This window comes from Nostoc sp. JL34 (genome assembly GCF_017114945.1).
Taxonomy (GTDB): Bacteria; Cyanobacteriota; Cyanobacteriia; order Cyanobacteriales; family Nostocaceae; genus Nostoc.
On sequence record NZ_JABXKQ010000037.1, the window covers coordinates 66,461 to 80,830 of the forward strand.

At 44.4% G+C, this 14,370-nt stretch carries 12 protein-coding genes and 1 pseudogene; 3 read left to right on the forward strand and 10 right to left on the reverse strand.

Going from position 1 to position 14,370, the window contains the following annotated elements:
* Positions 1-30: 30 nt before the first annotated feature.
* The 5 genes and pseudogenes from HWQ44_RS06360 to HWQ44_RS06380 all read right to left on the reverse strand — a co-directional run.
* Positions 31-243 (reverse strand): annotated as a pseudogene (locus HWQ44_RS06360) (phycobilisome linker polypeptide); the annotation flags it as partial.
* Positions 244-325: 82 nt separating this feature from the next.
* On the reverse strand, positions 326-1,195 hold the full coding sequence (locus HWQ44_RS06365) for a phycobilisome linker polypeptide (protein WP_292716398.1): 870 nt from the start codon (positions 1,193-1,195) through the stop codon (positions 326-328).
* Between the two features lie 150 nt (positions 1,196-1,345).
* Positions 1,346-2,158: a phycobilisome linker polypeptide gene (locus tag HWQ44_RS06370; protein ID WP_292716401.1), complete on the reverse strand. Its 813-nt coding sequence runs from the start codon at positions 2,156-2,158 to the stop codon at positions 1,346-1,348.
* Positions 2,159-2,856: 698 nt separating this feature from the next.
* Positions 2,857-3,348 carry a phycocyanin subunit alpha gene (gene cpcA / locus HWQ44_RS06375; RefSeq protein WP_094328476.1) on the reverse strand — a complete coding sequence of 164 codons (492 nt, stop codon included), beginning with the start codon at positions 3,346-3,348 and terminating at the stop codon, positions 2,857-2,859.
* Between the two features lie 91 nt (positions 3,349-3,439).
* A complete protein-coding gene (locus HWQ44_RS06380; RefSeq protein WP_289795183.1) occupies positions 3,440-3,961 on the reverse strand; it encodes a phycocyanin subunit beta in 522 nt (173 codons plus the stop codon).
* Positions 3,962-4,755: 794 nt separating this feature from the next.
* On the opposite strand from HWQ44_RS06380, the gene HWQ44_RS06385 reads away from it, so the two are divergent.
* A complete protein-coding gene (locus HWQ44_RS06385; RefSeq protein ID WP_292716463.1) occupies positions 4,756-5,412 on the forward strand; it encodes a class I SAM-dependent methyltransferase family protein in 657 nt (218 codons plus the stop codon).
* A gap of 214 nt (positions 5,413-5,626) precedes the next feature.
* On the forward strand, positions 5,627-6,721 hold the full coding sequence (locus HWQ44_RS06390) for an aliphatic sulfonate ABC transporter substrate-binding protein (RefSeq protein WP_292716410.1): 1,095 nt from the start codon (positions 5,627-5,629) through the stop codon (positions 6,719-6,721).
* 127 nt (positions 6,722-6,848) lie between these two features.
* On the opposite strand, the gene HWQ44_RS06395 is transcribed toward HWQ44_RS06390, so the two are convergent.
* The 4 genes from HWQ44_RS06395 to HWQ44_RS06410 all read right to left on the reverse strand — a co-directional run bounded on the left by HWQ44_RS06395 (position 6,849) and on the right by HWQ44_RS06410 (position 12,752).
* The gene (locus tag HWQ44_RS06395; RefSeq protein WP_292716413.1) at positions 6,849-7,664 is read right to left on the reverse strand and encodes an alpha/beta hydrolase; all 816 of its coding nucleotides are present in this window, start codon (positions 7,662-7,664) and stop codon (positions 6,849-6,851) included.
* A gap of 186 nt (positions 7,665-7,850) precedes the next feature.
* Positions 7,851-8,870 (reverse strand): adenosyl-hopene transferase HpnH, encoded by a 1,020-nt coding sequence (gene hpnH, locus HWQ44_RS06400; RefSeq protein ID WP_292716465.1) that lies wholly within the window; start codon positions 8,868-8,870, stop codon positions 7,851-7,853.
* Between the two features lie 190 nt (positions 8,871-9,060).
* Complete coding sequence (hpnA, locus tag HWQ44_RS06405; protein ID WP_292716416.1) at positions 9,061-10,047, reverse strand: hopanoid-associated sugar epimerase; 987 nt, start codon at positions 10,045-10,047, stop codon at positions 9,061-9,063.
* The gene (locus HWQ44_RS06410) at positions 10,044-12,752 is read right to left on the reverse strand and encodes an efflux RND transporter permease subunit (RefSeq protein WP_292716419.1); all 2,709 of its coding nucleotides are present in this window, start codon (positions 12,750-12,752) and stop codon (positions 10,044-10,046) included. The genes hpnA and HWQ44_RS06410 overlap by 4 nt, the downstream gene beginning before the upstream one ends.
* A gap of 214 nt (positions 12,753-12,966) precedes the next feature.
* Here HWQ44_RS06410 and HWQ44_RS06415 point away from each other — a divergent pair, with 214 nt between their 5' ends.
* Entirely contained in the window at positions 12,967-13,644 is a 678-nt protein-coding gene (locus HWQ44_RS06415) for a phosphorylase (RefSeq protein WP_292716422.1), read from the forward strand.
* A gap of 113 nt (positions 13,645-13,757) precedes the next feature.
* Here the strand turns inward: HWQ44_RS06415 and HWQ44_RS06420 are convergent, their stop codons facing one another.
* Positions 13,758-14,216, reverse strand: a complete 459-nt coding sequence (locus HWQ44_RS06420; RefSeq protein ID WP_292716425.1) for a cupin domain-containing protein — start codon at positions 14,214-14,216, stop codon at positions 13,758-13,760.
* Positions 14,217-14,370 lie beyond the last annotated feature (154 nt).

Below are 14,370 nucleotides of genomic sequence, written 5' to 3' on the forward strand. Positions count from 1 at the left end.
GCTTTGTTCGCTATCTGTTTTAGTAGCTTCAGCGTTTAATGCCTGAATGCTGACTATTTTGCCACCCAAGCGAGTAATCCGCTGCATTTCTTGATTCATCCGGTTCTCAGGTACTGTGAAAAACACAGTGGCACTAGAACGAATGGGATAGTTGGTTTTTTCAGTTTCTTCGCTTTGGCGCAGACCCACTACTTCATACCGAAAGGTGCGACTACTCGTTCTACTACTAATTGATCCAACCATAAAATTAATTCCCAATTCTAAATTGTCATTAGTCTTTTGCCCTTAATAGTGACTATTGACTAATGACTATTGACAAATGACACTAAAGGGGTTTCACACTAGCTATTTTACCACCTTGTTTTACCACTCTTTGGAAGTAACTAGATAGTTCTTCATAAGGGATAATCACCGCTTGATTGACCCGGCGTGTGCTAGGATATCCGGCTCCAAAAACACCTGCTACTTCAATGCGGTAAAGTCTGCCTTCTTTACCAAAAGTTCCCGCACCACCGAATGTACTGTTGGGGGTAACGCCTTTTTCAGAAGCAACGTATGAAAAGCCTGATGGGCCACCAGAGGGAGGAACAACTATAGATGCACTATTGCGACCTAGTTCGGCGGCTAGGCGGGAGGATTTGCCTTTGAGTTGGGAAGTATCGCTACTGGCATAGCCGCGATAAAGTTGGAATATCCGGCTAAATCCGACAGTTTTCTGTCCTGTTTGGGTATTAAAGCCGCGATAGTAAGGCACTATATTTTCACCAAAGCTAGATTGATACTCTGGGGAATCAATATAAGAATCAATATCGGCTTCATATCCCTTGGTTTGATACAAGTCTAAGTGATAGACAACATCAGACTCATCATAAGGGGCACGACCCAGCAAATGTTTGTAGTTGAGTTCGATGACGCGAGTTTGGAAGTTGTCGTAGAAAAACTTGGTTTTGTACAGTTCTGATTTAGCTAGTTGACGCACAAACTCTTGCACTGTACTTTTGCCATCGCGCAGGATAGATTCAGCACTTGTCAGGCGGTCAGATGCCAATATGTAGTTGTTGCCCAAAACTTGACGATAGACGGCAGCAATTACTCTCTCAATATCTTCTTTGGTTGCATTAGGGCGCAATTCCACAGGAGACTGATCGCTAAAAGGTTCTGTTCCCAGACGAGAAGCTGCTGTTGTAATAGCCATTGGTAATTTTCCCTTTGTAATTAATAATTGGGGACTGGGGATTAGGGATCGGGGATTGGGTATTGGGTATTGGGTATTGGTTATCCCCTTTGTCCTTCTTGTCCCCAATTCCTAGTCCCCAGTCCCCAGTCCCCAGTCCCCAGCCCCTATTTATACGGCTGTAATGCTAATAACCTTACTGCCCTTGCGATTCAACTGCTGCAATTTACTAGAAAGTTGCTCGTAGGGTACGATCAATTCCGCAGTACCGCGCCGTACTACAGTTGAGTTTGGAGAAGCTGCTTGTAGCACTCTGATGCGGTATGTTTCGCCGCGACCACCTGTAGAGAGGCCTGTTAAGGCTCCGGCGGAGACTGGGTAAATGGGTGAAGCTAGATTCTTCGCCAGTTCCCAGGTTAGCCGTCCTTGTTTTTGTCCTTGAGCGCGATCGCTATTGGCATAACCCCGATACAGTTGGAACAGTCGGCTATAGCCAACGTTTTTCTGTCCTACTTGACTTTTAAAGCCTCGATAGTAGGGCACAATATTTTCGCCAAAACTCTCTTGATATTCTAATGAGTCAATGTAGGAATTAATCTCAGCTTCATAACCTTGTGAGTTATAAAGCTCAACATGGTACGAAATTTCTGACTCATCTTCCGGGGCACGCCCCAATAAATGCTTATAATTCAACTCGATAAACCGAGTTTGGGAGTTGGAGTAGAAAAACTTATCCCGATAGAGTTCTGATTGAGCAATGGCTAGCACAAATCCCCGAACGGAGATTGCACCTTGCTGCAACAGTGATTCTGCACTCTCTAGACGGTCTCCTTCTAGTAGATATGCATTACCCAAAACCTGACGGTAAGCCGCCCGGATAACCACTGCCACATCCGCTTCTGTTCTATCAGGACGTAGTTCTACTGGTGCTGAATTTTCAAACGCTCCAATCCCTAACCTTGCTGCTTGTCCCAAAGCTGCCATCTTTAACCTCCTCAGTTTTAACTGCAAAACTGAAAACTTTTTAGAAAATTTTTTTTCTAGTCTTTTAACAGTCTTTATTGAAATTTGACACTCACCATACCTTTAAGCACAGTGATTTTTAAGACATTGCTGCCTTAATATCCTGTTTTCACAGGTTCCCAGGCTCACTCTACGGGTTCGGCAGTTTCTCATGGGGGGAAACCCAGACGTTCTTTGCCAGACGCTGTGCGTAGCTTACTTCCCCTTAGGGGTATGCTGACTCGTTAACCTTGCGCTAGCGCCTTTTCTTCGGAACACTCTGCGATCGCGTAGCGTCTCGTAGAGAAGGGAGAAGATTGCACTCGCTGCCTCACCACATTTGCCACAAGGGCGTAGTGATATCTCCTTACGTTGTTTCGGGCGTATACTTTCCCCTAGTCTAGGGGGAGATTTTTAAATCTTGTATTGGCAAAAATATCGTGCCAATTGACACTAGCTTAAAAGAGGCACTGGGTTGCTAACTTTCCCAAAGTTGTAGCAAGTGCCCGTACTTTGTCGGCAGTTTTGATCCCTGGCCTAAAGCAAAAAATACAGAACTACGTTCGTCTTTCTCCAGGTTTTTTAGCTAGCCTTTCTTATAAAACTGCCCGGAGAGGTAAACAACTCATAGAACTTACTTGTCATAAGAGCTGATTTCCTCTCCGGGCTAAAGAAAAACTCTAGCTTAGAGTATTGATTACATAGTCGATGTAGGAATTTGCTTCAACAGCTGGATCGCCGCTGAGACCGTGGTTAGCTTTGATGTACTTGAGGGCTTCAATGTACCAGCTAGGAGACAGGTCAAAAGTCCGGTTGATTTCAGCCAAGCCAGAAATCAAGAAATCATCCAAGGGGCCTGTGCCACCAACAACTAAAGCGTATGTGATAATCCGCAAGTAGTAGCCGACATCACGTACACACTTGCCTTTACCGCGTGAATCAGACGCGAAGTTAGGGCCTTGTTGTTGAGTGGTGTAAGGGAACTTGTTATACACTGCTTGAGCAGCACCTTCGGTCAAGCGTTGAGCATTGGCGCTCAATGCTTTTGCTGCTTGTAAGCTAGCAGGAGCTTGGCGGAAGCGACCAAAAGCAACTTGAATTTCGGTGCTGCTGAGGTAGCGTCCTTGAGAATCAGCCGATGCGATTGCTTCAGTTAGAGGTGTTTTTGTCATTTTGGTATTTCCCTTTTACAAACGTTATGGTTGAAATTTTGTTTTGTCCTATGGACAATTATTTAGTCAACATCAGCAATGCAAGCTTTGCTTAAGCTACAGCAGCAGCAGCACGATCGAAATAGCTAGCTATTTCAGATGCCAAAGCACTGCAATCGCCTCTGGTGATATTGTTTGTATCGTTGACAATTGCCAAAGAAGCTTGTTTCAGCTTTTGAATACCAACAGCAACTGAAGCTCCTGGAGTTCCCAATGCCAAGTAGGTTTCCCGCAATCCATTGAGGGCACGGTCATCTAGCACGCTGGAATCGCCAGCAAAGATAGCGTAGGTGATATAGCGAAGAATGATGTCCAAGTCTCTGATACAAGCAGCTGCACGACGGCTGGTGTAAGCATTACCACCGGGAGTGATCAATTGGGGTTGTTCTGCCCACAAATCACGAGCCGCAGCAGCAACAAGAGCTGACGCATTGCTGGTAATACGGTTAACAGCATCTGCACGCTTGTTACCATCTTTGACTAGTTCGCTCAATGCATCCAATTGTGCATCAGAGAGATATTCGCCGCGTGTATCAGCTTGGGAAACTACTTTTGCAAATGCATCTAAAACCATTGCGTTAAATCTCCTAATTTGCTTGGTTAAGAATAATTGGACTCAAAACTGAATGGTTCAGTTGATTTTTGATGTCAGCATTGCCTGACGAGTTACGAAAGGTTTAAAACAGACATCCAAGAAATAAGTTTACGATCTTCAGGCTTTCAGATTAAAACTTTTGTTAAAAAACTTAAAACTTCTGTGAACGACTGGAAAACCTGATTAAGATGTTGTTTTTTACTTCCAAGTTCTCTTTATACAATGCTGCCGCATCATTATTTATTACAAATTATTGTTATGTTTGTTAATTTCATTTACATAACTTCACATCTTTGTCTCTATTAGACCGTAGAGAAATTTATTCTGGGAAATTCCTTAAAGAATACGTAGGTGTAGCCTGCCGCAGGTATCGCGCCTAAAATTATGTACTATTTACTACTTAAATGGTTTTTACTAAAGGCACGCGCCATATTTTTTGCGACTGCTAGGAATACGGAGCAATTAAGTTTTGAGCAATACAAATTGAAATTTTGGCTGATTAGTTATGTAGTGTATTTGTCGCATTTGCTGTAGCCCAGTATTTCTGTGAGTTTTTCTAGATTTGGAATACAAGGCTGTCTAAGAAGCTCTCAATTGTTAAATTGCAAGATTTACATATTAAAGAAAAAAGACTTGATTTTGGATGAATTTCCATGATAGTCTGCGTTCAATATAAACTACGGTTTTTTGACGTATTTACCGTAGTTTATATTGCCCAGTGTGTTTGTCACTTTGCTTTCCTCATAGTTAATGGAAACGAAAATCACCTCGTTATGGTAAAAAACTGGTTTGAATGGCACGACCTCTACAAGAACGAACCGAAATTGCAACAACGCCTCCAAATTGTGCAGGAATACATTGCCCATAGCTTGAATTTGTCCCAACCAGGGTTAATCCGTGTAGTTAGCGTTTGCGCGGGCGATGGACGAGATTTGCTAGGAACACTATCAAATCATCCACGAGCAAAAGATGTTTATGCCCGACTTGTAGAGCTAAATCCCCAGCTAGTTGAACGTGGACAAGAAACAATAGAATCGTTGGGTTTGACAAAACAAATTGAGTTTATCAATGGTGATGCAACTATTTCCTCGAACTATGTAGGAGCAGTACCAGCAGACATCGTGATTGTATGTGGTGTATTCGGCAATCTTGCAGATGAAACTGAACTCAATCGCTTATTGGCAAACCTGAGTTTTCTCAGCAAAAAAGGTGCTTTTGTAATTTGGACTCGTGGACACTCTCAGGGTATTGCTCACTCTGAAACTGTTCGTAAATTTTTCCGTGAACATGGATTTGAAGAAGTGGACTTCAAACTCACTGCAACAGGAGACATGGGAGTAGGTATTCATCGTTACCTGGGTGAAAGCTTGGCTGCACCCAAAGAGCAACAGTTTTTCGCCTTTACTGGTATTCCAAGTAAAGCCAGATGAAGAGTGCTGAGTTCCGAGTGCTGAGTAATGAGTGTTAGACCACGCCACAAGAGGTGGGGTATCAACCAACTCCATACAAAAAGATTCCGCCCACAGCCCACAATATGCGGGGCTTTTACCATAGTGCAGAAGTAGTGAGTAATCTTCTTGTTACTCATCACTCAGGACTGAGTGTGGTAAATAATATCTCTAAAATTTTTTTGACACAAAATCTATGACCGCTACAGTTAAGCCTCAGTATGTCAACATCTTTCGCTGTTTTACGCAGCTTTTAGCACCTGGGTTGTTAACCTTGGCAACTTCGTTAACATTAGTTAGTTGCACAACCCAAGGGCAAAAAGTTCAAACCCTATCTGCTGCGACAAATGTATCTGATACCAATTCCAATTCATCTGGAATTAAAGCGAAGGTACTCCGTATGGGATATCAATCAGCAGGCGATTTGGTCAGATCGCAAAAAGTATTAGAAAAGCGTCTAGAACCTCTGGGGGTAAAGGTGGAGTGGGCACAATTTGTCCAAGGGCCACAACTAATGGAAGCGATGAATGTCGGCAAAATTGATTTAGGTTCCGTTGGGGAAACTCCGCCTATTTTCGCTCAAGCTGCTGGCGCTCAAATCGTTTATGTGGTTGGTTCTCGACGCACTGCAACCACTGGTAGAGCAAGTGTGATTGCTGTCCCACCAAATTCTCCCATTAAGAGCGTCAAGGATCTCAAAGGACAAAAAATCGTCTTTCAAAAAGCTTCTGCGTCTCACTATTTTGTCTTTAGAGCTTTGGAAGATGCGGGTTTAAAACCCAGCGATATTAAAATCTTGAGTATACCCACAGTGGAAGCTAGTAGTGCTTTTCTAGAAGGGAAAATTCCGGTTTGGGTAGCGGGCGATCCTTATCTAGCTTTGGCTGAAAAATCAAGTAAGATCCGAGTAATTAAGACTGCCGAAGGACTTGATACCCCCGGTGCATACTATATTGGTGCAAGGCAGTTTGCGGTTGATAATCCGGGAATTCTGCGGATAGTGATTGAGGAGATTGATAAACTCCAGCGCTGGGCTGAGGCAAATCCCAAAGAAGTAGCAAAAATCATTGGGCCAATCCAAAAACTACCTCCTGACATCATGGAAAAGGTAGTTAGTCGCCGCAGTTATGGTTTGAGAGGCATTTCCCCAGAGTTAATTAAGGAACAACAGCGAGTTGCAGATTACTTTTATAAATATGGTGTGATTCCTAAACAAGTCAACATTCAGGAAGCTGTGTTGACACCTGAACAATATCAGGCAATTACTCCAGAATCTATTAGCCAAAAATAGGTTGAAAATATTCATTTAAGGGTTATTGGTGTAGATAATTGGTCTTTCAAGACGCGATAAATCGCGTCTCTACATTAGGGTTTTGGGATTAATGGGTTGAGAAACAAGATGAAATTCCTTTGTAAAATTACTCGAATTTATTTTGGAGAAAGGCGATAACGCGCTTGAATGCTTGGGGGTCTTGGTAAAGAAAGCGATGACCGCCTTTAAAGAACTCTAAATACGAACCTGGTATCTGTTTGTGTATCGCCTCAAGATTGGCAGGAGGAGATATGCCATCGTGATGACCGCCGCAGATATAGACAGGAAGATGCAGTTGAGAAAGTCGATTATGTGTATCGTGAACAGCACGAGCCTCAAGCTGGCGACGACGGCCAATTTCACGACTTGGTTCGTCTACACCCTCTTGAGCAGCTGCTAGTGTCAGCTTCACTAAATCCTGAAATTGTGCAGTTCGGCTAGATAGCCAAGTTTCTTCTTGCCACCGGGTATCAGCAATTGTGATTTGCCGATGAGCGACTTCCTCAATTGGGAGGTTCACAAGTTCATGTAGTGGATATGATGACCCACCAGCGCCGCCACTACTAGTACAGGCTAAAACAAGACGTTCAACACGGTGCGGATAGCGCAGTGCCAACTCTTGGGCTACCATACCTCCGAAGGAAATTCCGATGACATGAGCGCTCTCCCAGCCGACTGCGTTTAACAAAGAGTCTGCATCGGCGGCGTAATCTGCTATGGTGTAGGGAATATCAGGTTTTGAAGTTTGACCCAGACCGCGTTGATCGTAGGCTAAAATTTCAAAGTGTGGGGCTAAGGGTGAGTCAAAAATAGTAGGCGATCGCCGCAAGTCACCTCCAGTACCACTAATACTGAGCAGGCGTTCACCTGTGCCACGAATCTCATAATACATTTGCAAATCACGAACCGATACAAATGGCATGAGTCTTTTTCCTGATGAATTTCGTAGAAGTGGGGTGAGGGAGCGATCGCAATATCTCTAAATAAGCTCCTTTACTGTTGTTATCGGATGTTGGTGGGCACATTCCAGTGCAATCAAAATCCTTAAAGGGTGCGTAGGCGTAGCCCGCCGCAGGCATCGCACCCTTTAAGTAGCATTTAATACTTACTAATTCCTACCAAACACACTCCCAAGGGCACGCGCCATATTTTGTGGTTGCATTGCATCCATTGCGGCAGTGGGTTCGTAGCCACAGTGAACCATACAATCGGCACACTTGGGATTACCACTCTTCTGGCCGTATTGACTCCAGTCAGTTTGTGCCAGTAATTCCTTGAAGGTAGAGTAATAACCTTCGTTCAGCAGATAGCAAGGTTTTTGCCAACCGAGAACGCTATAACTAGGACTACCCCAAGGCGTACATTCGTAGTCCTTCTCACCAGTGAGAAAATCTAGGAACAGCGGATTGTGATTAAAGTTCCAGTTTTTTTCACCACTTTTGTATGGGGCCAGAATTTCTCGGAAGAGGGCGCGTGTTTGTTCGCGGTGGAGAAAATGATCTTGATCTGGTGCCCACTCGTAACTGTAGCCGGGAGAAATCATCATCCCGTCAGTATTTAGTGTTTCCAGAAAGTTGAAGAACTCTTGCATATCTTTAGGTTCAGTACCTTCAAAGATAGTGGTATTAGTGGTGACACGAAAGCCTTTAGCTTTAGCGGCGCGAATGGCTTTGACAGCAATATCAAAAACACCTTTACGATCTACGCATTGATCGTGTAATTCCCGCATTCCATCTAAATGCACGCTGAAAGTGAGGTAGGGAGAAGGTTGAAATTTATCCAGGCTCTTTTCTAATAACAAACCATTGGTACACAAGTAAATATATTTCTTGCGCTCAATCAATCCCTGGACAATCTCATCAATCTGGGGATGCAGTAGAGGTTCTCCCCCAGGAATTGAGACAACTGGTGCGCCGCACTCTTCCGCAGCGGCAAAACACTGTTCTGGGGTGAGATTTTGCTTTAAAATTTCCTTAGGATGTTGGATTTTACCACAACCTGTACAAGCGAGATTACACCGAAAAAGAGGTTCCAACATCAACACTAAGGGGAAGCGTTTGCGTCCTTTCAAACGCTGAGTAACAAGATACTTCCCAATATCCATAGCTTGTTGTAGATTAACTGCCATTGTTGCGATCGCTCCTCTTTTAAAGATAAATACACCACAGTTATTGTCCGTCTGCACAGATGTGCTACCTGCTTCTGACTTGGTTGCAATACAGCCCACCCCACCCTGCATTTGCTGACGCATTTACCCCTCTCCTTGGTAAGGGGAGGGGTAAATGCGTATTGCATCCGCACGTGAATCGCTATATTTTTCATTTGACGTAACCTTGAGCAACAAACCAATCCACAGCATCTTTGAGTGCGACTTTCAGCGAAGATTGAGGTAGACCCAATTCTCGTACAGCCTTTGAAGCATTGTAATACATAGGTTGTTTCGCCATCCGAACGCCATCTAATGGTACCGAGGGCGATTTCCCTAGTGGTGCGAGAATCTTTTCATCAATCCAGGCAACACTCAGGGGCAGCCAAGCGGGTACTGTTCGTTGAGGTGCGATCAAACCTGTGATCTCGGCGAGTTCTTCGAGTAGTTGCTTGAGACTGAGGTTTTGATTACCTAAGATATAGCGATCGCCAGATTTACCCCGCTGCAAAGCCAGTAAATGCCCCCATGCCACATCCCGCACATCGATAAAATTCAGACCAGTATCCAAGTAAAAAGGCATTTGCCGTCGTAAAAATCGCAGTATTATATCACCCGTTGGGGTAGGTTTGATATCCAACGAACCAATGGGGCTGCTGGGATTAACAATAACTATCTCCTGACCTGTAGCAACGGCTTGCATGGCTTCTTGTTCAGCCAGAAATTTAGATTTTTTGTAATCACCCACCAACTTTTCTAAGGGACTCTGATGTGTTTCATCGACAACTTCCCCTGATGATCCTACCCCAATTGCTGCCACTGAACTGGTATAGATAGTGCGCTCAATGTTAGCTTTGCGGGCTGCTGCCAACACATGGCGCGTACCCAGGACATTGTGATGGTGGAGTAACTCTCGGTCTGTTTGCCACAGAGAATAATGGGCTGCCACATGAAATAGATATTGACAACCTGCCATCTGTTGCCAGAGATTTGGATCGTTTAAATCACCTTTGACAATTTCCACATCCAAACCGCGTAGGTTCTCCAAATTGCTGCTTGAGCGTACCAGTGCTTTGACTGTGTAACCCTGTTGCAGAAGCAACCGTACCAAATGGGCACCAATAAAACCCGTACCTCCCGTGACAAAAACCTGGCTCAAGCTGTCCCCCTTTTATTAAACCGGGGAAACCAATCATCCAAAATGGTGTAGACTACTGGCACAACAATCAAACTGAGAATAGTTGAAGTTACGAGTCCACCAGCGATCGCTACAGCCATAGGCGATCGCAATTCCGAACCAGCACCAAAACCTAAAGCGATCGGTAGCATCCCTAAAATAGTGGAGGCGGTGGTCATCATAATTGGTCTGAGGCGCACAAGTCCCGTCTTGAGGATCGCCTCGGTGCGGTCTAAGCCTGCATTGCGTAACTGGTTGATGTAATCCACAAGCAAAATGGCATTTTTATTGGCCAGTCCTAGCAAAAAGACGAAACCGATCAGTGAGATCATACCAAAGTCGCTCTTGGTAATCAGTAGCGCCAACATTGCCCCCACTAGTGCCAAAGGCAAAGAGACACCAATAACCAGAGGGTCTACCCAGCTTTTGAACAACAAAATTAGTACTATGACAATGCACAAAGCAGATAGAGCCAGAGTAGTGCCGAAACTGCTAAAAACTTCACCTTGACGGGCAGAGTCTCCCCCTAAATTTAAGGAAACATTAGATGGTAACACCGCGTTTGCTTCAGCTACCACTTTGTCAGTGGCATCACCCAAGGATAGATCCTTGCCAAGATTAGCACTAATGTAGGCCACGCGCTGATTATTCAGACGCTCGATTTGAAAAACCGTGCCCTGTGGATTCGTTTCACCTGTAACTGTGACATCAGCGAATCCGGGTAGCCTTTGAATCCTTTCTTTAATGGCTTTGACTGCTTTGCTCAAAGCTTGGAGATTATCACCTTGTAATGCTATTTGTAGGGGTTTTTGACCACCGGAATCGACAAATTGAATATCTTCAACACTAGTAGTTACTCCAGAAAGAGTAGGTAAGGAGGAGCGCAATTGGTCTTGTAGTTCTCCAGTTGTGATTTTGCGATCGCCCTTTAACTTTACATATAGTATCCCTTTATTTGGCTCACCCTCGCGAGAACCAACAGTGGTAAATACAGTTTCAACTGCTGGTGATTTTCTCACAACATCTTCTAGTTTCTTCGCAACTTCGAGAGAATCATTTAAAGGGTTGGGGATTGGGGATTGGGGATTGGGGATTGGGGATTGGGAATTGGGGATTGGGGATTGGGGATTGGAATTTATACCCTGTCCCTCAGCTCCACTAGGGATACTCGGCAAAGGAGCTGTATAAGCAATATTAAATTCGCCGCGATCGAGTTTGGGAATAAACCCTTTGGGAATTAGTGGAATCAGCACTATACCTGCGATGAAGCTGAGGACAGCTAACCCGATAACTATCTTGCGATGATTCAAAGACCAACTCAGTAAGTTTCTATAAAATTGGGTAAACGCCACCCAAATTTTTGCTTCCCGCCGCGGGGAGAGTGAGGATTTAGGCTTCAGCCAGTAGATAGCTAGAACTGGGGATAAAGTCCGAGCAACTAGCATAGAAGCAAGCATCGCCGCTGAAACAGTGATACCAAAGGGCTTGAAGAACTGACCGATTACCCCACCCATCAAACCTATGGGTAGAAAAACTGCTACTGCTGTTAAAGTGGCGGCGGTGACTGTCAACCCGATCTCATTTGTAGCTAAAAGCGCTGCTTGGCGAGGAGTTTCTCCATCTTCGACGTGTCGCATGATGTTTTCCACATCCACGATCGCATCATCAACAATACTACCAATCACCAAAGCTAAAGCCAGCAGGGTGATTGTTTCCAGGTTAAAGCCGAAAATCGCCATGACGATAAACGTCGCCAACAAGGACGTAGGAATCGCCAAAGCAGAGATGAGAGTTGCCCGCCAATTCCATAAAAAAGGAAAAATTACTACGATAGACAACAAGACTGCTTCCAGCAAAGCATCGATTGTTGACTGGGTAGCTTGGCGAATATATTCTGCTTGGGTGGCAGCTAAAGTGAGATTGACATCCTTGAGGGTAGAGCGTAGCCTTTGAACTTCTTTCTCAACTTGACTCACTACTTCTAAGGTGTTAGCACTACCGCGTTTGATTACCTGAAATGCGAGTGCATCTTGACCGTTAAACCGGACTAATGTCGCCCCACCTTGAGGGAGAGCCGCTGTACTGGCATTAGCTGGATTTACCGCAGGAGTTGCCGTAGCAGCGCCTAGTAATGAGACTTTTAGGACTCCTGGTAATTTAGCGATCGCACTAACAATCTCATCTTGTGCCAACTTCGTCAAATCTTTGAGATTCCGCGTGGGACTCTCTATGGCATAGCTAATGGCGGCTGACTCGTTTAGATTCAGAGGAATAATTTTAGAAGTTGCTCCTTGAGGCAAAGTTAGCTGCTTTAGGGCAGTTTCAACCTTTTTGGTCGATGTTTCTAAATTCGTGCCAACGGCAAAAGAAAGGGCAACGGCTGTTTGACTAGGATAGGTGGATGAGCGGATATTTTCCAGTCCTTCTAGGGAGTGGAGGCGTTCTTCTAGGGGTTTAGTGAGCTTCGCCTCAGTATCCAGGGCAGTTGTCAGGGGGGCTGTAGCATTTACAACCACCACTGGAAAAGTAATATCTGGGAACAAGGCATACTTAAGGGAACTGAAAGCCAGAATGCCAGCTACCGTTACAGCAATCCAAAAACTCACCGTCAGCCACGAAAACTGAATCGCCAATTTGGAAATATTGAAGAGTTCTCGTGCGGATTTGGAGTTATGAAGCTTTACCATCTTGGAAAATTATCGTGTGGGTGACACAATTATTAAGCAATTCAAAATGAAAAAACACAATCCTAGCCAGTTGTTTGGCAGCAGAAATTACCTTGGGGTTGCGAGTTCTGGTGACTAGTAAATGACAATATTATTTATTGTTACTCAGATATGACCCAATCTTGAATGCAAAAGGAAACTTCAAAGATGAAACTTAGTTCTATTGAGAGCGCTAGTGTCTAATTTTTTACCCATCAACACAATTCTGGTACCTCAGGGAGCAGAATATAAAGCTGTGTATCGCGGATTAAGTGGCATTACTGGTTCTATTCCAACAGTAGTAGCCATACCTGTCGGGATGAAACCTTTACTCAAATATTTGCAACAAGGACAATTTCTAGCTCCAAAATCCAGAGTGTTGATTATGGGTTTATGTGGCAGCTTAAGCGATCGCCACACAGTTGGTGATATTGTGCTGTATCAAGATTGTATTTATCAGGGAAAGCAGGAAGAATGTGATCGCACTTTTACAGCACAATTGCACTCTTCCTTATCAGAAAAAGTATCTTTGGTCAAATCACTGACAAGCGATCGCGTAATTTGGTCTGCTGCCGAAAAACACCGTTTGGGCGAGACTTTGGCGGCTGATGTTGTTGATATGGAAGGATTTACTGCCCTAGAATTTTTCAATGCCGCTGGGGTAACTGTGGCAATACTGCGAGTAGTCAGCGACGATTGTCAGCATAATATCCCCGATCTCACATCAGCAATTAACTCTGATGGTTCGCTAAAGCCTTTTCCTCTAGCGATGGGAATGCTTCGACAACCCCTTGCTGCTACTCGGCTGATTCGAGGTTCATTAACAGCATTAAAGGTGTTAGAGCAAGTTACAAATCTGCTATTTTCACGCTAGCCAAAAATAATCTGTTGTGTCTTTACAGCCATTTTTGGTATTGTCGCCAATTAATTTCTGGAAGTCCCTAACGCACTGCTGGAGGCGATCGCGTTATTAACCCACGTTGCGAGTTACTTAAATCGACAGGATTGTTCTATAGTCGGAGTCTCTTCAAATTGCACCATTATCAGAACAGCTGGTGCATCGCCTACTGTTCCAGATAAGTGACCCTTATGACCTTGCGCGTCTGCTTTCGTACCCTGATCTTCTCCAAATGAAATTTCGCCAGGGGCCATCTCGACTCGTTGGCCGTCCATAGTCTCCACAAACCAGCGTCCCGACAAAGGTATGACCCACTGAGGCTTGGGGTTCTCATGCCAGTTACCAACCCATCCCACAGGTAGCACAGTAAAGGTGATTGTAGCACCAGACTGCTTCAAATTAGAAAGCCACTGCGGCGAGGTATCCGGGGCTATGCCTTTTTCGATGAAGTCCTCAATTTGACAACGGGACTGGTGACTTACACCGTCGCCGTCAGTCCAGACGTGCCAGTAATCAATTGTTGGCTTGGGTGATGAGTTATTCTGCATAAAAATGGCTCTTTTTGATCCGAAATGTATTGAAAGGCGATCGCTATTATTGGATAATCCCTGGTTCTACTGGTCTAACTCTGACTTTACCTGTACAAAGTTTAATTTTTTAGTTTTATGCCTTAAAAAATTGTGTTCCATATTTATCCGATGA